Origin of the sequence: Maribacter polysaccharolyticus (assembly GCF_028882255.1) — a bacterium.
GTDB classification, from domain to species: domain Bacteria; phylum Bacteroidota; class Bacteroidia; order Flavobacteriales; family Flavobacteriaceae; genus Maribacter_A; species Maribacter_A polysaccharolyticus.
Window position 1 is genome coordinate 279,804 of record NZ_JARBUY010000004.1, and the last position, 26,366, is coordinate 306,169.

Genomic DNA, 26,366 nt, shown 5'->3' on the forward strand with positions numbered 1-26,366 from the left:
CTTAGAAAAGATGAAAAATACGATTATAAACTATTTGAAATTTGTGCCCTTATTGCTGGTGATGGTTTTCACCTCCTGCGATAATGATGACGTTACCCCCGAGTTCACCTTATTGGAAGCCTCTGAAGACCTTGCGTTTTCGTTCACCGCTGCCGATGAATACCTGATTTCTACCGGCACCTTGTCCAATGTGGCGGAAAGATTCGTCTGGAATGAAGTCGATTTCGGCGTAGCCACCGAAATTAGCTACCAATTACAGGGCTCTATAGACAGTTCATTTGACGCTTATGATTCGGCCACCGAATACGATTCAGGAACCTTAAGTGTGACCAATGCCGAAGTTAAAGTCTCCGATTTAAATAACCTTGCCGCTCTTTTAGGTTTGGAAGCCGGTGACAGTGGACAAGTGTATTTTAGGGCCAGGGCCTTTGCCGGTAGTGGGGAAGGTGGTGATGCTGTTGATACCTATTCCGAAGTCATGACCTTGAACATTACGATTTTGGAAGAAAGCAGCGATGGTTCCGGTATTTCAATTTCCACTTGGGGTATTGTGGGTTCTGGATATAACAATTGGGGAGCTTATGATGACGCACCCTTCTACACTACGGATACAGATGGCATTTTTGTGTCTTATGCCACTTTAGTGGATGGCGAAATCAAATTCAGGGAAAATAACGATTGGTCACTTAATTACGGTGACACTGGTGTTGATGGCACATTGGATCAAGATGGAGACAACATTGCGGTAACCGCAGGGGATTATAAAATTACATTGAACCTTAACGACAACACTTACACTATTGAGGAATACTCATGGGGTGTAGTTGGATCTGGTTACAATAACTGGGGAGAAACCCCAGATGCCAAGTTCTACTATGACTATACTACCGATACTTTTACCGTAGGTGTCAAACTTGTAGAAGGAGAGATCAAATTCAGGATGAACAACGAATGGAGTGTTGATTTCGGTGACACCGGTGCCGATGGTACCTTGGATAGTGGCGGTGATAACATTGCGGTAACCGAAGGACATTACACGATCAGAATGAACCTTAACGACAACACCTATACTATTGAAGCTGCCGATCTTTGGGGAGTTGTAGGTTCTGGCTATAATGATTGGGGATCCACTCCCGATTTTACATTTACCGAAGTGAACCCGGATATTTGGATCGCTGAAATCGTTCCTCTTATCGATGGGGAAATCAAATTCCGTATAAATAATGCATGGGACACGGATTTCGGTGATGATGGTGCGGATGGCACATTGGATGCCGGAGGTGCCAATATCACTGTAACTGCGGGAAGCTACAGAATTACCCTTGACACTGCAAATGGCACCTATGCCATTAACTAACCATTAAAGACCATTTAAAAAAAGGGCTGCTCAACACAGCCCTTTTTACCTTATATTCATAAGGTCATATATAGTTTGGGTTTCTAAAACCACTAAACCATTAACCAATAAACATGAAAAAGTTATTAGTACCCTTCTTACTACTTTTCATTAGCTTAACTTATGCTCAACAGCAGACCGGTGTTTTCTCCACCACTCCCACAACGTTTACCGAAAACGATGAAATAACCATCACGGTTTCCGGTTTAGACCTTACGGCGTGGAGCGTGTCGGAAGTTTATTTATGGGCATGGTATGAAGATAGTAACGGCGCCCAGGCCGACTCCCCAACCAATGGCACGTGGACAAGTTCTGACGAAAGCCAAAAAATGACCGATAATGGGGATGGCACCTATAGTTACACCATGACCCCTTCCACTTTTTATGGGGCTACCGGCATAACCGAAATCGGTATGCTCGTAAAGGCCAAAGACGGTACGGGGGACAAAAAAACACAGGACCATACCATCGCTGTCGGTGGGTATCAATTGGTTCTTACTTCGCCTTCCCAAAGTACGACCATCGTTTCCAGCGGTACCAGTTATACCATTGCAGCCACAGCTTCGGCCAACTCAAGCTTCACCTTGACGGCCAACGGTTCGGTTATCGATGATTCCGTAACCTCAGCAACGGATTACTCTTACGATTATGTAGTCAATACCACCACGAATTTTGAACTTCTAGCCAGCGATGGTTCTGAATCGCTCACCGAAGCGTTTACGCTGGCCGTAAGCCCAACAGTGACCGAAGAAGCCGTTCCGGACGGACTTCTGGACGGAATCAATTTTGACGATACAGATCCTACCAAAGTGACTTTGGTGCTATATGCACCCCTAAAAGAATTCGTACATGTCATCGGCGATTTCAACAATTGGGAGATAGATGACGACTATTTAATGAAAAAGGACCCTTCCCAGGATCGATTCTGGATTGAATTGACCGATCTTACTCCAGGCTACGACCACCTTTATCAATATTTGGTAGAATTTGACATCAATATTGCCGACCCCTACTCCACCCTGATCTTGGACGGGTATGGCAATGACGATTATATAGACGACACTACTTATCCCGACCTCCCTTCCTACCCAACCGGACAATCGGATGCGATAACCGTTTTAAGAACAAACGAACCGGACTATGCCTGGCAGATAACGGATTTTGCCCCACCCGCAAAAGAAGATTTGGTCGTTTATGAAATTTTGATCCGTGATTTTGATGCCCTCCATTCCTTTGATGCCGTTAAAAACAGGTTGGACTATTTGGAGGAACTTGGCGTAAATGCCATTGAGCTTATGCCGGTCAGTGAATTTGACGGTAACGAAAGTTGGGGCTACAATCCGTCCTTTCATATGGCGTTGGATAAATATTATGGTACCAAGGATGCCTTAAAATCCCTTATAGACGAATGCCACACCAGGGGAATGGCCGTGATTTTGGATGTGGTCTACAATCATGCCACCGGCCAAAATCCGTATTACCGTTTGTGGAACACCGATGATGGAGGTACCGGTGGGGTCGCCAGTGACGACAACCCGTTTTTCAATGCCACGGCAACCCACTCCTACAGTGTTTTCAATGATTTCAACCATCAACAACAGGCCACTAAAGATTATGTAAACCGTACGGTAACCTATTGGATCGAGGAATTCAAGATTGATGGCATGCGCTGGGACCTCACCAAAGGATTTACACAAAATTGCACCTCATCGGACGACAGTTGCACCAATAGCCCCCAAACGGATAGGGTTGAAGTTTTAAAGGGCTATGCGGACAACCAATGGGCTTCCGATGCCGATTTTTATGTGATTTTCGAGCATTTGGGAGAGATAGCGGAAGAAGAACAATGGGCCAATTATAGGGTAGATGAAGACAAAGGCATCCTTTTATGGAACAAAATGTCCGACCCCTATAACGAAGCTACCATGGGCTACAACGATAGCAGCAAATCCGATTTTTCGAATGTTTCCTATAGCTCCAAAGGATTTGACCAACCGTCTGCAGTATCTTATATGGAAAGCCATGATGAGGAACGTTTGATGTACAAAAATCTGACCTATGGCAATGCCGAGGGCGACTACGATGTTACCGATTCAGACACCGCCTTAAGTAGAATGCAAACTGCTGGGGCGTTCTTTTTCACCGTGCCAGGACCTAAAATGATCTGGCAATTCGGGGAATTGGGATATGATATTTCGATCGATTATAACGACCGAACCGGCAATAAACCCATCTTATGGGAATACGCCGACGATGAAAATCGCTTTGCGATTTATGAAACTTGGTCAGATTTGATCAAACTCAAATTGGAAGAGCCCATTTTTAAAACCACTGATTTTACGATGGACCTAAGTGCTTCCACAGGTTTGAAAACCATTCATATGACAGATAATTCGGCTACTGGGGACGGGATAAAATACATTACCGTACTGGGGAACTTTGGATTGACAACCCAAGAAATCACTCCGGATTTCCAGGAAACCGGCACATGGTACGATCTTTTGGAAACCAATGCCCCCTATGAGGTTTCCAGCACTACGGCTACCATTTCATTGGCCCCAGGGGAATTCAGGGTTTATGCAGACCAACCCAGTGAAGCCCTAATAGACCCAGATGATTTGGATGGTGACGGGGTAATCAATGCTGATGACCTTTGTCCGGACACCCCCTATGGGAGTACTGTGGATGTGGATGGTTGTGCACTGTTCTCTTTGCCGACAGATAACTTCGGGCTTAAATCGAGCAGCGAAACCTGTCGCTCCAGTAACAACGGAAGCATTTCGATCACAGCCAACGAAAGTCACAACTATTCAGCGACCCTTTCAGGGGTAACGAATGCCACGAATGCGTTTACATCCGAAACCGAATTCACCGGACTCTTGGCAGGCGATTATACGGTATGTATCACCGTAGAAGGGCAGAGCGATTATGAACTTTGTTACGACCTAACCATTACCGAACCTGAAGACCTATCGGTAACTTCCAAAGTGGATACTACCACAGGCAAGCTTTCCTTGAACTTACAAGGGGGCAACCTGTATATCATCGACCTTAACGGGAATGTGTTTACCACAACACAAAATGAAATTACCTTGGATTTAGAAGCACAAACAAACACCCTAAGCGTAACTACCGATAAGGATTGTCAAGGAACTTATGAAGAAACCTTTGTTTTGGTAAGTCCAATTTCGGTATATCCCAATCCGGTAACTGACAACCTGTTATATTTGGAACTGGGGTATTTAAACGATCCTTCGGTAAATGTGGAAATCTATACCCTTACGGGCCAACAGCTTTCCACATCGGATCATGAGGCAAACAATGGCCAGGTACAGATCGACGTTTCGAACATTCCGAGCGGTTTGTTCGTATTGAAAATTCATACAGCACAAAAAACCTATCACTATAAAATCGTAAAATGATGGATATCTTAAAATACATCCTTCCCACAATGCTCATCGGCATTTTATTTTCCTGCGGAGGAGATGGCGACAATGACCCGGATCCGATAACCGTAACACCTCCCGATGCGGCCACATTGGTTTTCCCGGAAGCCGATTCGGAGTGTCTCGAAGGCACCATAATTTCGGATACGGAGAGCAATGTCACATTCTTATGGACCGCCTCTGACCATACGGACTCCTATACCGTGAACCTCACTAATTTGGACGCCAATTCCTCCCAATCCTATAATGCAAGCACCAACGAACTCGAAATCACCCTGTTAAGGGCTACTCCGTATGCTTGGACGGTAACCTCCAAAGCCGACGATACCGATGAAACTGCGGAAAGCGACCAATGGAAATTTTACAATGCGGGATCTGCTATAGAAAATTACGCCCCATTCCCTGCTGCGGCGATCTACCCTACCGTAGGATCGAGCATTGCTTCCGGAACGGTTACCCTACGTTGGGAAGGTAGCGATGTGGATGATGATATCGCTTCCTATGACCTAATTATTGATGAAAACACCCTCCCATCAACGGTATTGGGAAACACAACCACCGAATCCATCGATTTTAATGCTGTTTCCGGATCGGTATATTATTGGAAAGTAATAACCTATGATACGGCGGGCAATACATCGAACTCGGAAATTTTTCAGTTTAAGGTGAACTGAGTTTAGGAGGTTTTAAAAACGCCACTTAAAGTCCATAAACCATCACATGATCGAACAATTTAAATCAAATCGGATGAAAAGGGTTCTATTTTTTATTCCAATGGTCCTCCTACAGTTAGCATTTAGCTATGGGCAACAAACCATAAATAGGGTTGAACCACCCAATTGGTGGGTCGGAATGCACTATAACGAAATAGAATTAATGGTTTATGAAAAGGATATTGCTTCCTATTCGGTTTCCATGGATGCCTATGAAGGGGTCAGATTAAAACAGATCAAACAAGTTCCGAATAAGAATTATCTGTTTCTCGATATTGAGATCGCCGGGGACACCCGACCCGGTAATCTTACCCTAAGGTTCACGAAAAATGGAAGCACATCCATTGTTCACTCTTATCCCCTATTGCCAAGAGACCCGGAAAGCAAAAATGTGGAAGGTTTCGACACTGCTGATGCCATTTACCTGATCACTCCGGATAGGTTTGTCAATGGTGACGTTGAAAATGACAATGTAGCCGGATTAAAAGAAAAAGCAAACCGCTCTTTTAAAGGCGGACGGCACGGTGGAGACGTAAAGGGAATCGTCAATAGTTTGGACTATATCAAGGACTTGGGCTTCACCGCTATCTGGATCAATCCCATCCTGGAAAACGATATGGAAACCTACAGCTACCACGGTTATTCCACTACCGATTTTTATAAGGTAGACCCAAGATACGGTAGCAATGAATCCTTTAAGGCATTGTGCAAAAAAGCCGGTGACAAAGGAATGAAAGTGATCATGGACATGATTGCCAACCACTGTGGTCTGGATCACTGGTGGATGCAAGATCTGCCCTCGGAAGACTGGATCAACCAATGGCCTGAGTATACCGAGACCAATCATAAAAAAACGGTGATATTGGACCCCTATGCCTCAAAGATAGATTACAAACAATTCTTTGATGGATGGTTCGTACCCAGTATGCCCGATTTGAACCAACGCAATGGATCTATGGCCAAATACTTGATTCAAAATACCTTATGGTGGATCGAGTACTCGGGAATTTCCGGCATTCGCATGGATACCTACCCCTATCCCGATATGTACTTTATGAGCGACTGGACCAAAGCCGTTATGGATGAATACCCCAATTTCAATATCGTAGGGGAAGAATGGGTAACTCGGCCCACCATTGTTTCCTATTGGCAAAAAGGAAAGAAAAACCACAATGGATATGATTCTTATCTGAAAAGTTTAATGGACTTTCCGTTGCAAAACGCCTTGGTCACTTCATTGAACAAAGAGAAAACATGGGCTTCATCCTGGACAGACCTCTATGAAACCCTAGGTCAGGATTACCTATACCCAGATCCCAACAATCTGGTAGTCTTCCCCGACAACCATGATATGAGCAGGATCTATACCCAAGTAAATGAGGATTTCGAGAAATACAAATTAGCCTTGACCTATATCGCAACGATTCGCGGCATTCCCCAAATATACTACGGTACCGAAATTTTGATGAAAAACCCCGGTACCGAGGACCATGGAATCATCAGGTCGGATTTTCCCGGTGGATGGAAAAATGACAAAATCAATGCCTTTACGGGTAAAGGGCTATCCGCAAAAGAGAAAGAAGCCCAACAGTTTGTCAAAAAGTTAATGAATTGGCGAAAGGATTCCCCCGTAATACATCATGGTAAATTGATGCATTTTGCCCCAAAAAACCAAGATGAGATCTATGTCCTTTTCCGATATGACGATAGTGGAAAGATTATGGTGATCCTTAATAAGAATGACAAGGACATGGTCGTGGACTTAAAACCCTATCAGGAAATTTTGGGAAATTCACTGACCGGTAAAGACATATTATATGGCACCGAATTCAACGCGGTTAAAAAAATATCGATCAAGGCCATGAGCTCCATGATCATAGAAGTCCATTAATTTGTAAGGATCAGGTTCCCCGATTTGATCCAGGGTTATGAAACTAAGGTTTGGCCGATCATCAAGGGAAGTCAATTTAAGGTTGACTCCCTTTCGACTAGGGTAGATGCTATGATTTCGGTCTGGAAGGGTTTCTCTACTTTCCTAAGATTACTTTCTATCCTATCGATCAGCAATCTTGCGGCCATCACTCCCATTTCAAAACCGTGTTGTGACATGGAGGTAAGTCCCGGTTTGGCATATTTTGACAAAATTCCATCGGTAAAGCCGATAAACTCCATTTCTTCGGGCACTTTGACACCTCTTTGTTGAACAAGATTCATCCCATAAACTGCAAAAACCTCATTGACACACAACACGGCGTCAATGTCATTTTTATCGAAAAATGTATGGATGACTTCCGCATCCAAATCCGTAATGGGTAATCTTAATATAAGATCCTCCTGTATGGGCAACCCATAAGACCTAAGCGCCTGTCTATACCCCTTCTCACGCCCATGACTCACACTAAAATATTCCGCTGTAGTGATCAGGGCTATCTTTTTCCTCCCATTGTCCAAAAACTTCGTAACTGCCATATAGGCCGCTTCTTGATCATTGATCAATACCTTGTCACAATCAATTTCATCGGTAACACGATCAAAAAGAACAAAGGGGATTTGCAGGTTCTCTATACGTCTTAAATGTTCAAAATCGTTCGCTTTTTGGGTTTCGGCCGACAAAGCCATAATAAAACCATCCACACTTCCATTGGACAACAGCTCCATGTTGATGACCTCCTTAGTAAGGGATTCATCCGAAACATAGGTTATAACCTTGTATCCCTTCATTTTGGCATACTGTTCAATACCCCTGAAGACCGTAGTAAAAAAGTAATGGACAATATCCGGTATGATCACCCCGATGTTCTTGGTACGATTACTTTTTAAACTTATGGCAAGATTATTGGGCCTGTAATTATAAAGTTTGGCAAAGGCCTGTACCTTCTGTATGGTATCCTCACTTATTTCTTTGCTGTTGTTAAGTGCTTTTGAGACCGTGGAAATCGAAACCCCCAATTCCCTTGCAATCTGTTTTAAAGTTATTTTCCGTCTCATGGTGTAATGCCAAATACATATATAAATACTCCAGATCTTAGGCAGGATGCCGTCTAATAAAGTTAAGATTTTATTAGGAAAAATCAAGGTATATGCACTATATTAAAAAATTTGTATATATTTAAGCCAACGTATCAATCCCCCATATTTTTAGCAATAATATTATATTATCTTAAACACATAGGATGTATATATAAAAATATTCCAATTTTTGGAAGTTATCAACACGAAAACGTTTTCGCAAGGTGTTGAATGATGTTTATCCAAATTTTAACAAAAATTTGGATATTTTTAGAAACTAGAACAAAATTAACTCAACTTAAATCAATTCTTTATGAAGATTAAATTACTGCGTAGCTTTATGCTTGTCGGAGCTTTTATATGCTTTGGATGGGCACAGGCCCAAGAGGTATCGGGAACGGTTTCCGATGCCAATGGTCCCTTACCCGGGGCGAGTGTTGTCGAAAAAGGGACAACCAATGGAACACAAACCGATTTCGATGGCAACTTTACGATCAACGTAGGCGAAAATGCCACATTGGTATTTAGTTATGTTGGGTTCAGTACCCAAGAAATTGCCGTTAATGGCCAAACCAATATTGATGTGCTGTTGACTGAAGATGCCCAAGCCTTGGATGAGGTGGTCATTGTTGGTTATGGTTCCTCTACCAAAAAGGAGATTACCTCTGCGGTAGCAGTAGTTGATGAAGAGGCGTTCAACAAAGGTACGGTCAACGACGCTTCCCAACTACTCCAGGGAAAGGTCGCTGGTTTAAGTATTTATAACAAAGGCGGTAACCCCAATGAGGATGCCGTAATTCGTTTAAGGGGTATTTCCACCGTTGGAGCCAATTCGGAACCTTTAGTGGTCATCGATGGTGTTGTAGGGGCATCCCTGAATAACGTTGACCCCAATGACATTGCCAGTGTCAACGTTTTAAAAGACGGTTCCGCCGCAGCCATATACGGAACAAGGGGTTCCAGTGGGGTAATTCTTGTGACCACAAAACGTGGTACTGCGGGCGTTACAAGCGTGGATTACAATGGTTCCTTGGCCGTATCCACGATCGCCAACCATGTGGATGTGATGTCGGCCAATGAGTTCGCCGCCGCCGGTGGTGTGGATCTGGGGCAAAGAAACGACTGGTTGGATCTGGTAACCATGGATGGGACGACCAAGATAAACAACGTGGCCATTTCGGGTGGTGATGGGAATACCTCCTACCGCATATCAGGAAACTTCAGAAATGCCCAAGGGATACTTAGAAACTCAGGGTTCAAACAGTACAATACCCGGGCAAGCGTAACCACTTTCACATTGAACGATCGCCTGAAAATAGATTTCAACATGTCGTATACCAAAAGAAAGAGCAGATACGGTTTCAACGAAGCCTTACGCTACGCCTTGCTTTACAACCCAACTGCACCCGTTTTTGGCGCAGACTCCCCCTATGATTTCGACGCCGCTACTTACGGTGGGTATTTTGAGACCTTGGGATTGTTCGATAGTTTCAATCCGGTTTCCATCATCCAACAAAATACCAATAATGGTGAAAAGAGTGAATTTACCTATAGTGCCAATTTCAATTTCAAAATCATCGACAATTGGGATTTGAACGCCATGATCTCCCAACAATCAAGTAAATTGCTCAATAAAGAATACTATAGAACCACTTCACTATGGAGGGGTAACGCCTCAAGTCCGATAAGAAAGGGGCTGGCACGATTGTACAATGAAGATCAAGAATTCAAATTGTTCGAATTGTACTCTACCTATAGAACCAGTATTGGGCGGGCCGATATCACCTTTACCGGTGGTTACTCATGGCAGGAAACCACCCAATACGACTACTTTTTGTCAATGGGCGATTTTCCCAATGACGATCTGCAGTATATCAATGCCTTGGAATGGTCACAAGATCTGGAGAATGCCGGGTTTATCGATATAAACAGCAACGCCTCACCAGAAGACCGTATCATTGCCTTTTTCGGAAGGGCCAGTGCCACATTTGACAACGCCATTTTCTTTAATGCTTCCATACGTCGTGAAGGTTCCACAAAATTTGGCGCAAATAATAGATGGGCCACTTTCCCGGCCGTGGGTATAGGTGCCGACCTCAACAACTATTTGAATTTGAACAAAATAGATCTATTGAAAGTCCGTATCGGATATGGGGTAACAGGGGCCTTACCTTCCAACAATGGCCTTTCCAAGTCATTGTATGAACCTGCCGATGGACGTTTGAGCAGTAACCAACTTACGGATGCGAACCCGGATTTAAAATGGGAAGAAAAGGCGGAAACCAACTATGGTATTGAATTTGCCGCCGGAAGACTGGGTGCGACATTGGATATTTATACGAGGAATGTAAGCGATTTCATTTTGGAAAGGGACGTGGATGTCACCATTTACCCCACAGGAAGAAGATGGGAAAATGCAGGGGAATTAAAATCCCAAGGGTTTGAACTTGCCGTAAATTACGATATTTTGAAATCCGAAGAATTGAATTACAATTCCGGTATCGTACTATCCAGAAACAAGACCACCTTGGAAAAATACACCATACCCCAAGAAATGAGAGGTTCTTTGGGGGCACCTGGCCAAAATGATACCGATATGATCCGGATAAAGGAAGGAGAGGAAATAGGTCAGATATGGGGACCTGTTTTCACGGGTGAAGTCGTTGACGGAAATCAAGTCCTTGAGGACGTCAATAACGATGGCCAACTACTGACAGCCCAGAATAACGCCTTGGACCCAGACGGTGATTTTAAGGTATTGGGTAAGGGTACTCCCGATTTTGAGATAGGATGGACCAACCAACTTAGTTACAAAAACTGGGACCTGAATGCTTTCTTTAGGGGAGCTTTCGGCCACAGTTTGATCAATACCTATAGGGCCTTTTACGAGCCGCGGGTAGGTAGCCAAGGGTCTTACAACTTCGTCAATACGGAATTGGCCAATCCTGAAATCACAAATGCCAAATTCAGCTCCTTATATGTTGAAAAAGCCGACTTCTTCAAATTGGATAACCTATCTATAGGCTATACTTTCGATATCAAGGAAAACGATTATGTTAAAGGGGTACGTATTACGGCCAGCGCCCAGAACCTCTTTACCATTACCAACTATACAGGTTCAGATCCCGAACCGGCATTACAGGACAGGGGTTCGGAAGCCGATAATGGCGGCTTTACCTCTACTGCTGCTTTTGACCCTCTTATTCCCGGTATTGACCGTAGGAGCAATTACTTTGCCGCACGCACTTTTACTTTGGGACTAAACGTAAACTTTTAAAAAATAAGCAATGAAAAAAAATATATTCAAAATATTATTGATGTGCAGTGGGGCGTTCTTTGCTTCCTGTACGGATTTGGAAGAAGACCTGATTGGTGAGATCGACAATGCAGTGAGTATTGTGGAGGCCAGCAGCGATTTTGAAGGTGGTGGTAACGGGGGTAATGATGCCCTTAGTGTGGCCTACAGCCAATTGCGTAGTTCAGGTAGTGCCAATCATGGCGGCTATTGGTCCATACAATCCGTATCGACCGATGAAATGGCAGTGACCCAAAAAGGGGGCGACTGGTACGATGGGGGTATCTGGATCGATATGCATCGCCATACCTATGGGCCTTCCAATGGTCCTATCGATGGTACCTGGTCACAAACCTACACGGCAATCGCAGCCTGTAACGATTTATTGGCAACCTCCTTGGATGCCAATCAGACGGCACAAATAAGGGTATTGCGGGCGTTGTTCTATTTTAGGTTATTGGATCTCTATGGTCGTGTTAAAATTATAACCTCCACAGGTACGGATGCTCCACAATCGACACGGTTGCAAGTGTTCAATTTTGTTGAAAGCGAACTGTTGGCTGCCATAGGGATTCCTTCCGTAACCGCCTCAATGGACTTGTCCAATAGCCCACTCGGTGTTGATGTGAACCCATATCGTGTCAACCAATATGCCGCTCTTGGATTATTGTCAAAACTCTATTTGAATGCCGAGGTCTATACCGGGACACCCCGATATACCGAAGCGGCCAATGCGGCCTCTTATGTCATAGACAATTCAGGATACATTCTTTGTGGGGAAGGTTGTAGTGTTCCCAACCCAGGTAAAAGACCTGCGGTGGACACCGACCCCGATGAATTGGAAGGGTATGCCGCTGTTTTTGCCCCCAACAATCAAGACAATCCGGAAATCATCTGGTCAATTGCCTACGATGCCGCGACAGGTGGGGGAATGAATTTCCACGTCATGTCGCTTCACTACTCCAGTCAATTTACATGGAATTTCGAAAATCAACCCTGGAACGGGTATTCGGCCTTGGAAGATTTCTACAATTCCTATGACGATGACGATGCCCGTAAAGCGGCCAGTTTTATAGTGGGGCAACAGTATGACTACAATGGGTCCGCTATATTGGACTATGCGGCCACCGATGGGGAATTGGAATTGAATTACACCCCTGACATCAATGAATTGGAGCCTAACGCCTCTAGAAAAGGGGGAGCCCGTTTGGGTAAATTCAGTAACCGCCTTTTCCAAAGACAGGAAATGGACAATGACATGCCCATTATCCGCTTGGGTGAACTTTATTTGATCCGGGCCGAAGGTATGGCACGAGCGACCGGGGATTGGTCTATGGCGGCGGCCGATGTAAATACGATCCGGGCAAGGGCAGGTCTAGACGCCATGACCACCATAGACGCAGATTCCTTTTTAGCGGAACGGGGACGTGAAATGTTCATGGAAGCTACAAGAAGGCAGGATCTGATCCGTTTTGGCAAATATGATGACCCATGGTGGGAAAAAACAAACAGCGATGCATACAAATCCCTGTTCCCTATTCCGCAACCTCAAATTGATGCGGCACAAGGCACATTAACTCAAAATCCAGGATACTAATACATAGTTTTATTGAATAAAAAGGGTTACATTGAGTAACCCTTTTTTCTATTCAACCAACCCAAATGAGAACCTGTTTTTTATTGGTCATCAGCCTGTTTTTTTCACTATCATGCTCACGGGATGGTAAGCAACGACCCATTACCCAAGAACACCCCCTTTTTGAACTCAGGGAGAACCGTGGCATTGATTTCCAGAATACACTGACCTATACCGAGGATTTTAACCCATATACCTACCGTAACTTCTATAATGGAGGTGGCATAGCCATAGGGGACATCAACAATGACGGTCTTCCCGATCTTTATTTCACAGGAAATATTGTCGATAACCGCCTGTATTTGAACAAAGGCGATTGGCAATTTGAAGACATCACCGATACTGCCGGGGTGGCTTGTAAGGACATTTGGTCCTCAGGGGCGACATTCGTGGACATTAACCATGATGGTCTTGTGGATATTTACGTCTGTAAATCGGGCAAACCCAATGGTACCAATCGGCACAACGAACTTTTTATCAATAACGGGGACCTGACATTTTCCGAACAATCCAAAAAATACGGACTGGATATAACCGGATTATCGGTACAAGCCGCATTTTTCGATTATGACAAGGATGGGGATTTAGACTGTTACTTATTGAACAATTCCATAAAATCGGTTGGAGGATACGATTTGATCAAGGATCAACGCAAAATACCCAGCGATACCGGCAATAAATTCCTGAAGAATGAAAACGGAAAATTTGTCGATTATTCCAGTGAGGCCGGGATTTATACCAGTAGTATCGGGTTTGGACTGGGCATTACCCTTAGTGATTTTAATGGGGATTCATGGCCCGATCTCTTTATTTCAAATGATTTTTTCGAAAGGGACTACCTCTACCTGAACAATAAAAATGGCGGCTTTGACGAGATGGCCGAAAATGCCATATCCTCATTTTCAATGGGTTCAATGGGTGCCGATGCCGCAGATCTGGATAACGATCTGCTACCCGACCTTATGGTCACCGAAATGTTGCCTAAAAACATAGAGCGCCAACGCACTAAAGCAATTTATGAATCCTGGGACAAATTCAGCCTTGGGGTAAAACAAGGTTATGCACACCAATTTCCGAGAAATGTATTACAGAGGAACATGGGCCCCAACGGTTTTTATGAAGTAGGACGCTTTTCCGGGGTTCATGCCACGGAATGGAGTTGGGCCTCTTTGATTTTCGATATGGACAATGATGGCCTACGTGATATATTCATTAGCAACGGTATTTACAAAGACCTTCTGGACAGGGATTATCTAACCTATATGGCCAATGAGGAAAAGGTAAGGAATATGATGAAAACACAAAACGAGGTGATAATGAAGCTTATCGACCTTATGCCTTCCCAAGCCATTTCCAATACTTCCTATAAAAATATGGGAGGGTTTAAATTCGAGGACAAATCGGAAGACTTTGGGCTGGCAACACCCAGTTTCAGTAACGGAAGTGCTTATGCCGACCTTGATAATGACGGCGATCTTGACCTTGTGGTAAACAATGTCAATATGCCCTCTTTCGTTTACGAAAACAAGACCGATACCCTAAAGAACCGAAGTATCCATCTTAAGTTTTCCTCTTCTTCGGAAAATACCCAAGCCATAGGTACGAAGGCCATCATTTATTATAGTGACGGTCAAAAGGCCATGGCAGAGAATTATCCCAGTAGGGGATTCCAAAGTTCTGTCGATACCGGCATCCATTTTGGATTGGGCGCATCAAAATTGGTCGACAGCCTGACCATAGTTTGGCCGAATGAAACGATTACCAAAGCATATAATTTACCATCGAATAAATCTTTTGTGTATCAGGAACCCCTTAATACACCAAAAAACCCCATGTTCAAAACCCCAGATAAGCCCCTTATTACCCTTGCGAAGACCGATCCCTTGTTCCATTTTAAACACAAAGAAAATACCTTTATCGATTTTAACCGGGAACGCCTTTTACCCCATATGTCGAATAATGAAGGTCCGGCTTTGGCTACAGCGGATATCAACGGGGACGGCATTTTGGATATTTATATGGGAGGGGCCAAAAACCAAAAAGGAAGCCTATTCCTCTCCCAAGGTTCGACATACAAAGAAATCGACAAGCCCTTTGAGACCGATAAAAGGTCGGAGGATACCGACGCACTTTTTTTTGACAGCGATTATGATGGGGACCTAGACCTATACGTTTGCAGCGGAGGTAAAGCTTTCTCAAAATATGATGCCCTGCTCAATGATCGATTGTATATAAATGAACATGGTGTATTTTCAAAAGCCAAAAACCCCCTTCCCTTTCCCTTTCCGCTCAGTACGTCAACGGTAGTAGCCAATGACTTTGATAAAGACGGGGATTGGGATCTATTTGTCGGGGGCAGGTTCGACCCCGAAACCTATGGTGCGGATGTATCTAGCTATATCCTAAAGAATAATGGGGATAATCATTTTGAAATCGCGGAACATAAGGACCTTAAAATCCTCGGGATGGTAACCAACGCTGCCTGGGGCGATATAAACGCCGATGGATGGGACGATCTTATTGTCGCGGGGGAATGGATGCCCATTAAAATATTCATCAATAAAAAAGGTGTCCTGACCGATGAAACCTCCAGCTACGGGTTCGAAAATTCAAATGGGATGTGGACATCACTTAAGCTGACCGACATAGACGATGATGGGGATCTGGATATTATCGGTGGTAACATCGGAACTAACACCTTTTATAAACCCGGCAACCGAATGTTCATCAAGGATTTTGATGGCAACGGATTTTCAGAACAGATAATTTGCCATAAAATAGGGCAAAAGTATTTTCCGATTGTCGACCGGGATGAACTCATATCACAATTACCTTACCTAAAATCGAAATTTTTGTATTTTAAGGATTACGCCACAGCGGCCATGAATGACATTTTTTCCGATGAAGACCTGAAAGATGCCAAAATACTGGATATCAACATCGTTGAATCCACTATATTCCTGAATTCGGAAGGCACCTTTATCAAAAATGCCCTACCCCCTGAGGCACAATACTCCAATATCGCTGCAATTGAAATTGTGGATGCAGATCGGAATGGAATAAAAGATATACTTCTAGGTGGTAACCAATATTTGGTAAAACCCCAATTTGGAAGACAGGATGCTTCGAAGGGATGGTTGCTTTTAGGACAATTGAACAAAGAAAAGACCTATAACACCGTAAAAATCGAAAGCTTGGGAATACCGGGACAGATCAGGAATTTTGCCATCCTTCCCTATAAAGACAAAACATTAGTATTAACCGCTTTAAACAATGATGAAATACAATTTCATGAAATACCGTAAGTTAATTTTACTTTCAAGTTTTTTGCTGGGTATCGCCTCGCTTATTTCCTGTGAGTCGGAATATACGAAAACGGTCAACCGGGAGGCCGATAAAGGGGTCCTGAAGGATAGTTTGGTTTTGGGAATGTCGTTTGGTTACACCAAACAGGATTTCTTCGACCACTGTTGGAAACTGAACAATAAAGGATTGGTAACCCAAGGTCCGAACAATCGATCCGTTCAATACCAATTAAGCTCCAATGACAATAACCAAAACCTAACTGCCATTTTGATGCTTTTTTATGGGAACTTCAACGAAAATAATATCATGACAGGAATGGACATGGAATTCTCCTATAAAGCCTGGGCACCGTGGAACGATGACCTATACAGCGATAAATTGGTCCCGGTCTTAATCGACACCCTATTGAGATGGTTTCCCGGAAACAGGTTCATGTCCATAAAATCGGATAAATTGGATTCGGACACCTATGTAAAAGTCGATGGTAACCGACAAATCATGGTGTACCCCAAAGGGATAAAGAACGTGGTCGTCAAAATCGAAGATCTGAAATACAAATACCCCGAAAAGTTCAAACAATCAAAATGATGAAAAAAATATTTTTCGTAGTTACTATTTTAGCCTGCATCCTTATTTTTTCCTGCACGCAAAAAGATAATGCCAACCAAGATCCCCAAACCTTGTTCCAATTAATGGACAGTACGGATACAGGTATAAATTTTGTGAATGACCTAAATTATGACCACGACTTCAATGTTTATAAATACCGTAATTTCTATAACGGAGGCGGGGTCGCTCTTGGCGATGTCAACAACGATGGACTCTTGGATATTTATTTCACCTCGAACTTGAAATCAAACCGCCTTTACCTGAACAAAGGTGGGTTTAAATTCGAGGACATTACCGATAAAGCCCATGTTGGGGGAACAAAAGCTTGGTCTACCGGGGTCACCATGGTAGATATAAATGCCGATGGGTATTTGGATATTTATGTCTGTAATTCCGGTGACATAGTCGGTGACAACAAAGAAAACGAGCTGTTCATAAACAATGGCCCCAATACCGAAACGGGTCAGGTGACTTTTACCGAAGCCGCCAAAAAATACGGACTCGATGACAGGGGGTTCTCGACCCACGCTTCGTTTTTTGATTATGACCGGGATGGCGACCTTGATGTTTACCTCCTTAACAATTCTTACCGTTCCATAGGAAGTTTTAACCTGCAACGTAATGAACGCTTTGAACGCGATGTTCTCGGAGGGGATAAATTATTGCGAAACGATGGGGATACTTTTACCGATGTAAGTGAAGCATCGGGGATATACGGAAGTGTTATCGGTTTTGGACTGGGAGTTACGGTCGGTGACCTCAACAATGATGATTGGGAAGACATATACGTTTCCAATGACTTTTTTGAACGGGATTACATTTACATCAATCAAAAAGACGGCACCTTTAAGGAAACGTTGACCGAACAGATCCAATCCCTGAGCAGTGCTTCGATGGGGGCCGATGCGGCCGACATCAATAATGACGGCAATATCGATTTATTTGTCACCGAAATGCTCCCTTCGGAATACGATAGGCTTAAAACCGTTACAACATTTGAAGATTGGAACAAATACCAACACAACCTTAAAAATGGGTATTACCATCAATTTACACGAAACACCTTACAGCTGAACAATGGGAATTCGACCTTTAGTGAAATCGGCAGGTTCAGCGGTGTCGAGGCTTCCGATTGGAGTTGGGGAGCCTTGTTTTTCGACATGGACAATGACGGTCTTAAAGATCTTTTCATCGCCAATGGCATTTATAAAGATTTGACCGACCAAGACTATCTTCAATACATATCGAGTGATGCGGCGATCCAAACCATTGTTTCGGGCAATGAAGTCGATTATGACCGGTTGATCGAGATAATTCCTTCGAACAAGGTCCCCAATCACGCCTATAAAAATTTAGGGAATCTGAAATTCGAAAGAAATTGGGAATCGGGTCTGAATACCCCCAGCTTTTCCAATGGTTCGGCCTATGGAGACCTGGATAATGATGGGGATTACGACCTTGTGGTGAACAATGTGAACATGCAGTCGTTCGTTTACAGGAACCACGCCGATAAAGAACAGGGGACCAACTATCTTAAAATGATACTTCATGGCGAGGGAAAGAACACCAATGCCATTGGTGCAAAGATCAAAGTTGAAACCAAGGACGAAACCCTTTATCAAGAACAACAACCTATCCGTGGTTTTCAATCAAGTATGGACCTTCGCCCGAATTTTGGGCTAAATGCCAACGATTCGGTAAGTGTACAAGTGGTATGGCCTTCCGGTAAAATTACCGTTCTCAAGCACGTAGCGGCCAATCAAACCATAGAATTATTTGAACATCAAGGTGTCGCACCCGACAAAAAAACCGATGCCACACCCCAGGGGATATTTGTACGTAGTGCCATGAACCTCCCGTTTAAACATACCGAAAACCGTTTTGTGGATTTTGACAGAGATCGGTTACTGCCCCATATGTTAAGTACCGAAGGTCCAAAAATGGCCATAGCCGATGTAAATAACGACGGACTCGATGATCTTTTCATCGGAGGGGCAAAAGGTAGTTTATCTACCCTATTGATCGGTAATGGCAACGGTTTTATCGAAAGTAAAATCCCGGATTTCAATAAGAACATCAATGCTGAAGATGGGGGCAGTCTCTTTTTCGATGCCGACAACGATGGCGATCAAGACTTATATGTTTGCAGTGGTGGCGTGGAATTCTCCAAGTTTTCCAGCTACCTAAAAGACCGTCTTTATTTTAATGACGGACGCGGCAATTTTTCACTTTCCCCCCAACTCCTACCCAACATTAATGGGAATCATAGTACTTCGACCGTAATTAGCGATGATATCGACAATGATGGTGATTTGGATCTTTTTGTTGGGGAACGCAGCATACCCACCCAATACGGCATGCCGGGATCCGGGTTTATTTTGCAGAATGATGGAAAGGGGAATTTCAAGGATATCACTGCCGAAATAGCGCCCGAACTGCAAAACTTGGGAATGATAACGGATGCCCTGTTCATAGATCTTGATGCCGATGCCAAAAATGAGCTCCTTATCATAGGGGAGTATATGGGTATCGAAATCTTCAAAAACGAAGGGGGCCATTTCGTAAAGGCCCCTAATAATCAATTGGCCGCTTTACACGGTTGGTGGAGAACCGTCCATCCGGTAGACTTGGATAATGATGGCGATATTGATTTGGTTTTGGGCAACCATGGGGAGAATTCCCGATTTAAAGCAAGTCGGGACAAACCCATAAACCTTTATATCAGTGATTTTGACCAAAATGGATTTATAGACCCCATAATGACCTTTACCGCGGATAACGGCAAAGAATATCCGTACAATCTAAGGCATAATCTTATAGAACAATTAAAAGACCTTAAAAAGAAATATCCCGACTTTGCTTCTTTCAAAGATGCCAGTATAAAGGACATACTCTCCGAATCCCAATTGGAGGGGGCGGTAAAATTACAGGCCAATAAGCTGACCTCAACACTCCTCATCAATGAAGGGAATATGGAATTCAATGTAGTACCATTACCTATTGAAGCGCAGCTATCCCCCATTTATGCCATCGCTTCAGCCGATTTTGACAATGATGGCGACCAGGACGTGCTTTTAGGGGGAAACCTTTATAATACCAAACCCGAAGTAGGCCGTTATGATGCCTCTTTCGGATTATACCTTGAAAACATTGATGGCACCTTAAAGGCCCATAACAAAGGACAAGGATTTTCACTTTTGGGAGAAATCCGTGATATCAAAATAAGTGACCATAAAGTAATCGTGTCTAGGAACAATGACTCCTTGGCCATATTCAAGTACAACATTAGATGACATACCGAAAAGGCATACTAGCACTGTTGGCAATTATCCTGGTAAGTTGCTCAAAGAAAAATGAGGAACTTGCTGAAAAAAGACCAACCCTATATTTTAAATCGATACCTGCAGAACTCAGTGGGTTGAACTTTACCAATACCCTATCCCCAAAAAATGACCTCAATATCATTGAATATCTTTATTATTATAACGGCGGAGGGGTCGCCCTTGGGGATATCAACAATGACGGATTGGACGATATCTATTTAACGGCGAACCAATCGCCCGATAAATTATTTCTGAATCTCGGGAACCTAAGGTTTAAGGATATAACCGCAACGGCAGGTATTGCCATAGACTCCACCTGGTCTTCCGGAGCGACCATGGAAGATGTGAACAACGATGGCCTATTGGATATTTATGTCTCGAAAGTGGGGAATTACAAAGGGTTGAAAGCCCATAACCTTTTGTATTTGAATAAAGGCAACGAGACCTTTGAAGAGGTTTCCGAACAGGTTGGTCTTGACTTTTCGGGCTTTTCGACACAAGCGGCTTTTATGGATTATGACAACGATGGGGACATGGACATGTACCTTATGAACTGTTCCATCCATACACCGCGTAGTTATGGAAAAGCCCATAAACGAAAGGAGAAAGACTCCCTTGCCGGGGATCGTTTTTATGAGAACAAATTAAATGAAGGTGTCCTTTCTTTTGAAAATGTAACCCATACTTCAGGAATTTATTCGAGCGCTTTGGGCTACGGCCTTGCCTTGGTCGCCGCTGATATCAATCAAGATGGCCTCTTGGATATTTATGTGGGCAACGATTTTCATGAAAATGATTATCTCTATATAAATCAAGGGGACAAAACGTTCAAGGAAATGGGGGCAGCATGGTTAAACCATACCACACGCTTTACCATGGGTGCCGATATCGGGGACATGAACAATGATGGCCTACAGGATATTTTCACCTTGGACATGATGCCCTTCGACCATGAGGTTTTCATGAAATCGGGGGGGGAAGATTCTGATAAGGTAAGTCAAATAAAGTCCGATTTCGGATTTGGCAAACAGTATGCACGTAATAATTTTCAATTGAATACAGGAGAAGCCTCCTTTTCGGACATCGCCCCGATGACCAACACCCATGCGACCGACTGGAGTTGGTCGGTATTGATAGAGGATTACGACAATGATGGCCTGAACGATCTCTATATCACAAATGGCATTTATAAAAGACCCAACGATTTGGATTATATCAATTACCTGAGCAATACCGATTTTAGCAATTATTCCCAGAGTCAGGCTTACGAAATAGAAAAAAAATTGATCCAACAAATGCCGACTTTGAAACTGTCGAACATCCTTTTCAAAAACAAGGGAAATCTTGATTTTGAACGTTTGACCACCGATGCCGGCCTAGTCCCTTCCTTTTCCAATGGAGCGGCCTATAGTGATCTGGACCTTGATGGGGATTTGGATCTGGTCGTAAACAACATCAACGAAAATGTATTTCTTTTAGAGAATGAAACCCAAGGCCATAATTTCATGGTAGTTGACCTTGCCGATAGCTTGCAAAGTACCACGGGGGCCAAAGTAAGGGTCCATTCCGGTACAAAGGTCCTTGCCAAGGAATTAACGGTTACCCGGGGATTTCAATCCGCATCGTCCCGAAAATTGCATTTTGGCCTTGGTGCGATGACCAAAATAGACTCCGTGCAGATCATTTGGCCCGATGGAAGTGTCCAAACCGAAAAAGATCTTTTGGCAAACTCCTTTAAAACGATAACAAAAAAAACAGGTTTGCCCCAGTATACCTATACGCCGGCCATCAAGCCCAAATCCTATACAAAATTCGAATATACCCACATTGAAAACAAGTATTTCGATTATGAACGTGAATCCCTGATACCTGAAAAGTTATCGGTTGAAGGACCGGCCAGTATCAGGGCCGATTTTAATGGGGACGGCCTTCAAGACATCTTTATCGGGGGAGCCAAATACCAAGCAGCAAGCCTGTTCCTACAAGATGAAAATGGCGGCTATCAACTTAAAAAGACCCCGCAATTCGCTAAGGATAAAATTTTTGAGGATGTAGACGCGGAAGTATTTGACCTTGAAAATGACGGCGATCTTGACCTTTACGTCATCAGTGGTGGAAACGACCTTATGGAAGGCAATCAAAATCTAGAGGACCGGGTGTACCTTAATGATGGCCATGGTAATTTTGAGCGATTGAACGCCATATTACCCAGGATCAACGGCGGAAGCATTTCAGCCGGGGATTTCAATGCCGACGGTTATACCGATTTGTTCCTAGGAGGTCGATCTATCCCCGGAGCATACGGCCTACCGCCAACAAGTATGATTTTAAAGAATACCTCAGAAGGGAATTTTGAGGCCGTCATGAACGGAAGATATGGGATGGTAACCGACAGCCAATGGTCAGATCTTAATGATGATGGCCTGCTAGACTTGGTCATCATTGGTGATTGGATGCCCATTACGGTGATGATAAACAAAGGCAATGACCGTTTTGAGGACCAAACCCTTGCCTACGGACTGGAAAATACCAATGGGATGTGGAATACCATTAGTATTGAAGATTTGGATAATAATGGCCATAAAGATATAATAGTGGGAAACGCGGGGCTCAACCTAAAATGGAAAGCTTCCCAGGAGAAACCCGTTAAACTCTATCTTGATGATTATGACGAAAATGGGCAACTAGATCCGTTGATTTTCTACGATTTCTTTGGCCACTATGTTCCTTTTGCCTCAAAGGATAACTTAATGGCACAATTGCCTTATTTAAAAAAACGATTTTTAAGTTACACCGACTTCTCCAAAATAAAGGGTATCGAAGACCTTACCGGTGTTCCCGAGAAAGATATTGCATTACAACTGCAGATCCACGAATTACGATCTATGGTATATTTTAACAATGGCACATCCTTTATAGGTACCCCATTGCCTAAAGAAGCCCAAATGAGTACTATTGAAGATATGCTCGTCAATACCGATGGGACGGATAAACAGCTCTATTTTGTAGGCAATTATCTCGACTATGTAAATGAGTTGGGGGTTAGCGATGCCAATCCCGGAGGAGTGCTTTACAATTTCAATGGAACAAACTTTCAAAGTTATCGCCCTTTAGGGTTACCCAAGGAAACAAGTGCCCGTAAATTGATAAAGATATCGGATGGCAAGCTATTGGTCGTAACCAATAACAGTGATGCTTTGGTCATTGACGGGCTTTAGATCACCTGTACGGTCCATTTAAAAATAAAATTATCCTGATAAAACGGAAAATTCAAGAAAGCTATTGACCACCAAGAACATACCATACAAATATTAACATTTTCTAATGTACCCAAGCCCTTTCGTTTTTTTAAATTGCTTACTAATATTACCCAACATTGATAATTATACGACATACCGATTGAAAAATTAAGTGCAAATGAAAAAAACAATATCATTGATATTCGCCATCGCCCTACTCACCTCGTGTGGCAGGAATAAAATGGAAGAACCTTTGGCCATTGGTCCCGATGAGTTCCATGCTTCCATAAAGAAAGTCACCGAAATCATGATCCATGATATTTTTTCGCCCCCAGTGGCAAGCCGGGTATTTGCTTACCCCAATATAGCGGCCTATGAAATCGTTGCAGTGAACAATGATGACTACCTATCCTTGTCTGGTCAGGTACACGGACTTTCGCCCATACCCCAACCCGATTCCACGAAAGCCATAAACTACCAGGCAGCAGCCCTTGTGGCCCATTTGGAACTGAGCAAAAAATTGATTTTTTCTGAAAATAAACTTGAAAGCTTCAGGGATAGCCTCTACCAAAAATGGAGCACCAGCAACCCAGAAACATTCGAGGCTTCAAAAGAGTATGGTCTTAAGGTAGCGAAGCATATCGGTGATTGGATGAACAAGGATAATTACAATCAGACCCGGACCATGCCCAAATTCACCGTGGATACCTATGAACCGGGAAGATGGCAACCAACACCTCCGGCCTATATGGATGGCATAGAGCCGCATTGGGATAAAATACGTCCGTTCGTCATAGATTCTGCCAATCAATTCAGACCTCAACCACACCCGACCTTCTCGTTAGAAAAGGACTCCCCCTTTTATAAGGAACTGAAGGAAGTTTACGATATCAGCAATGAGATTACCCAAAAAGGGGATACTTCGGAGGAAGTCAAAATTGCCCAGTTTTGGGATTGCAACCCTTATGTCTCGGTAACGCGGGGACATTTGATGTTCGCTACGAAAAAAATAAGTCCGGGGGCCCATTGGATCGGTATCGCCCAAGTAGCCAGTAGAAAGGCGAACCTTGATTTTGACACAACGGTATATGCCTTGACAAAAACGTCAATGGCCATTGCCGATGCCTTTATCAGTTGTTGGGCCGAGAAATACCGCAGTAATTTGATTCGTCCCGAAACTTTGATCAACCAGCATATCGATGAGGATTGGCTACCGGTTTTACAGACCCCTCCGTTTCCCGAATATACGAGTGGCCATAGTGTGGTTTCAGGAGCTGCGGCCATTGCCCTTACCGATATTTTCGGGGACAATTTCGCCTTTGACGATGATGTGGAAGTACCATATGGTCTTCCGATCAGAAGTTTCAATTCCTTCAATGAAGCCGCCCAAGAAGCGGCATTAAGTAGGATTTATGGGGGGATCCACTATAGATCGGCGATAGAAGTTGGAATAAAACAGGGGCGTGACCTCGGTACCTATCACCTGAACAAACTAAAAATGACCAAAGCAAAGGAATTAGCCTCTAATTGATTCGAATGCCAAAGATCTCCGCCACCCTACTCGTTTTATTGCTGTTGACAAGCTGTTCAAATTATGCCCAACTTACCTACTTGACCGAACTTCCAAAAAAAATAAAGGAAAATTCAGGTATGACCATCTTGGACAAGAATACCGTTTGGTTCATCGAAGACCATGGTAATCCCGACGAAATATATCAGGTTGACCTAAATGGAACACTGCTTAAAGCATTGAAGGTGAAAAATGCAAAAAATAAGGATTGGGAAGATTTGACCAAGGATACCGAGAATAATATTTATATAGGTGATTTCGGCAATAACGACAACAAAAGAAAGAACCTTACCATTTACAAAATCCCGGATCCGAGCAGTGAAAAAAGCGAAACCAAAGCGGCCGATAAAATTACTTTTGAATATCCCGGACAAAAGGATTTTCCCCCATCAAAGGCCGAAATGAATTTTGATGCCGAAGCCTTTTTCCATCATGACAATGCCCTTTACATTATCACCAAGAACCGGACCGAACCTTTTACGGGTATTGCTTCGATTTACAAAGTACCTGCAACCCCCGGAGCGTATAAGGCCGAATTCATAGGGGAATTCAGTACCTGTAAAGATGATGGTCATTGCCGGGTGACCGCGGCCGATATTTCCCCTGATAACTCAACGGTCGCTTTATTGGGGTACGGTCAAATATGGTTGTTCACCAATTTTGAATGGGATGATTTCTCTAAAGGGGATATTGAAACCATCGACCTGGGAATATCGACCCAATTGGAATCACTTAACTTCCTGGATGACAACACCCTTTTACTTTCTGATGAAAAAAACGGGGAAAAGGGTGGTAACCTCTACTCCTTCAAAATATCAAAATGA

The 26,366-nt window shown here is 43.4% G+C and carries 13 protein-coding genes; 12 read left to right on the top strand and 1 reads right to left on the bottom strand.

Going from position 1 to position 26,366, the window contains the following annotated elements; all coding sequences use genetic code 11:
- The first annotated feature begins 10 nt into the window (after positions 1-10).
- The 4 genes from PHU20_RS13860 to PHU20_RS13875 all read left to right on the top strand — a co-directional run bounded on the left by PHU20_RS13860 (position 11) and on the right by PHU20_RS13875 (position 7,446).
- Positions 11-1,357 carry a SusF/SusE family carbohydrate-binding protein gene (locus PHU20_RS13860; protein ID WP_274825984.1) on the top strand — a complete coding sequence of 449 codons (1,347 nt, stop codon included), beginning with the start codon at positions 11-13 and terminating at the stop codon, positions 1,355-1,357.
- 113 nt (positions 1,358-1,470) lie between these two features.
- Positions 1,471-4,818 carry an alpha-amylase family glycosyl hydrolase gene (locus PHU20_RS13865; protein ID WP_274825985.1) on the top strand — a complete coding sequence of 1,116 codons (3,348 nt, stop codon included), beginning with the start codon at positions 1,471-1,473 and terminating at the stop codon, positions 4,816-4,818.
- The gene (locus tag PHU20_RS13870) at positions 4,815-5,516 is read left to right on the top strand and encodes a hypothetical protein (protein ID WP_274825986.1); all 702 of its coding nucleotides are present in this window, start codon (positions 4,815-4,817) and stop codon (positions 5,514-5,516) included. The genes PHU20_RS13865 and PHU20_RS13870 overlap by 4 nt, the downstream gene beginning before the upstream one ends.
- Before the next feature lie 73 nt (positions 5,517-5,589).
- Positions 5,590-7,446, top strand: coding sequence for a glycoside hydrolase family 13 protein (locus tag PHU20_RS13875; protein ID WP_274825987.1), 1,857 nt, complete (start codon positions 5,590-5,592; stop codon positions 7,444-7,446).
- A gap of 71 nt (positions 7,447-7,517) precedes the next feature.
- On the opposite strand, the gene PHU20_RS13880 is transcribed toward PHU20_RS13875, so the two are convergent.
- On the bottom strand, positions 7,518-8,543 hold the full coding sequence (locus PHU20_RS13880; protein ID WP_274825988.1) for a LacI family DNA-binding transcriptional regulator: 1,026 nt from the start codon (positions 8,541-8,543) through the stop codon (positions 7,518-7,520).
- Positions 8,544-8,877: 334 nt separating this feature from the next.
- Here PHU20_RS13880 and PHU20_RS13885 point away from each other — a divergent pair, with 334 nt between their 5' ends.
- The 8 genes from PHU20_RS13885 to PHU20_RS13920 all read left to right on the top strand — a co-directional run bounded on the left by PHU20_RS13885 (position 8,878) and on the right by PHU20_RS13920 (position 26,366).
- The gene (locus PHU20_RS13885) at positions 8,878-11,841 is read left to right on the top strand and encodes a SusC/RagA family TonB-linked outer membrane protein (protein ID WP_274825989.1); all 2,964 of its coding nucleotides are present in this window, start codon (positions 8,878-8,880) and stop codon (positions 11,839-11,841) included.
- A gap of 10 nt (positions 11,842-11,851) precedes the next feature.
- Positions 11,852-13,456 carry a RagB/SusD family nutrient uptake outer membrane protein gene (locus PHU20_RS13890; RefSeq protein WP_274825990.1) on the top strand — a complete coding sequence of 535 codons (1,605 nt, stop codon included), beginning with the start codon at positions 11,852-11,854 and terminating at the stop codon, positions 13,454-13,456.
- 65 nt (positions 13,457-13,521) lie between these two features.
- The gene (locus tag PHU20_RS13895; RefSeq protein ID WP_274825991.1) at positions 13,522-16,800 is read left to right on the top strand and encodes a VCBS repeat-containing protein; all 3,279 of its coding nucleotides are present in this window, start codon (positions 13,522-13,524) and stop codon (positions 16,798-16,800) included.
- The gene (locus PHU20_RS13900; protein ID WP_274825992.1) at positions 16,769-17,389 is read left to right on the top strand and encodes a hypothetical protein; all 621 of its coding nucleotides are present in this window, start codon (positions 16,769-16,771) and stop codon (positions 17,387-17,389) included. Before PHU20_RS13895 ends, PHU20_RS13900 begins: the two co-directional genes overlap by 32 nt.
- Positions 17,389-20,703, top strand: a complete 3,315-nt coding sequence (locus PHU20_RS13905; protein ID WP_476703473.1) for a VCBS repeat-containing protein — start codon at positions 17,389-17,391, stop codon at positions 20,701-20,703. Before PHU20_RS13900 ends, PHU20_RS13905 begins: the two co-directional genes overlap by 1 nt.
- On the top strand, positions 20,700-23,951 hold the full coding sequence (locus tag PHU20_RS13910; RefSeq protein WP_274825994.1) for a VCBS repeat-containing protein: 3,252 nt from the start codon (positions 20,700-20,702) through the stop codon (positions 23,949-23,951). Before PHU20_RS13905 ends, PHU20_RS13910 begins: the two co-directional genes overlap by 4 nt.
- Positions 23,952-24,150: 199 nt before the next feature.
- Positions 24,151-25,503: a vanadium-dependent haloperoxidase gene (locus PHU20_RS13915; RefSeq protein ID WP_274825995.1), complete on the top strand. Its 1,353-nt coding sequence runs from the start codon at positions 24,151-24,153 to the stop codon at positions 25,501-25,503.
- A gap of 5 nt (positions 25,504-25,508) precedes the next feature.
- Positions 25,509-26,366: a hypothetical protein gene (locus PHU20_RS13920; protein ID WP_274825996.1), complete on the top strand. Its 858-nt coding sequence runs from the start codon at positions 25,509-25,511 to the stop codon at positions 26,364-26,366.

Coding starts and splice junctions, on each gene's coding strand:
- PHU20_RS13860 (WP_274825984.1), top strand. CDS start 11: ATGAAAAATACGATTATAAACTATTTGAAATTTGTGCCCTTATTGCTG.
- PHU20_RS13865 (WP_274825985.1), top strand. CDS start 1,471: ATGAAAAAGTTATTAGTACCCTTCTTACTACTTTTCATTAGCTTAACT.
- PHU20_RS13870 (WP_274825986.1), top strand. CDS start 4,815: ATGATGGATATCTTAAAATACATCCTTCCCACAATGCTCATCGGCATT.
- PHU20_RS13875 (WP_274825987.1), top strand. CDS start 5,590: ATGAAAAGGGTTCTATTTTTTATTCCAATGGTCCTCCTACAGTTAGCA.
- PHU20_RS13880 (WP_274825988.1), bottom strand. CDS start 8,543: ATGAGACGGAAAATAACTTTAAAACAGATTGCAAGGGAATTGGGGGTT.
- PHU20_RS13885 (WP_274825989.1), top strand. CDS start 8,878: ATGAAGATTAAATTACTGCGTAGCTTTATGCTTGTCGGAGCTTTTATA.
- PHU20_RS13890 (WP_274825990.1), top strand. CDS start 11,852: ATGAAAAAAAATATATTCAAAATATTATTGATGTGCAGTGGGGCGTTC.
- PHU20_RS13895 (WP_274825991.1), top strand. CDS start 13,522: ATGAGAACCTGTTTTTTATTGGTCATCAGCCTGTTTTTTTCACTATCA.
- PHU20_RS13900 (WP_274825992.1), top strand. CDS start 16,769: ATGATGAAATACAATTTCATGAAATACCGTAAGTTAATTTTACTTTCA.
- PHU20_RS13905 (WP_476703473.1), top strand. CDS start 17,389: ATGAAAAAAATATTTTTCGTAGTTACTATTTTAGCCTGCATCCTTATT.
- PHU20_RS13910 (WP_274825994.1), top strand. CDS start 20,700: ATGACATACCGAAAAGGCATACTAGCACTGTTGGCAATTATCCTGGTA.
- PHU20_RS13915 (WP_274825995.1), top strand. CDS start 24,151: ATGAAAAAAACAATATCATTGATATTCGCCATCGCCCTACTCACCTCG.
- PHU20_RS13920 (WP_274825996.1), top strand. CDS start 25,509: ATGCCAAAGATCTCCGCCACCCTACTCGTTTTATTGCTGTTGACAAGC.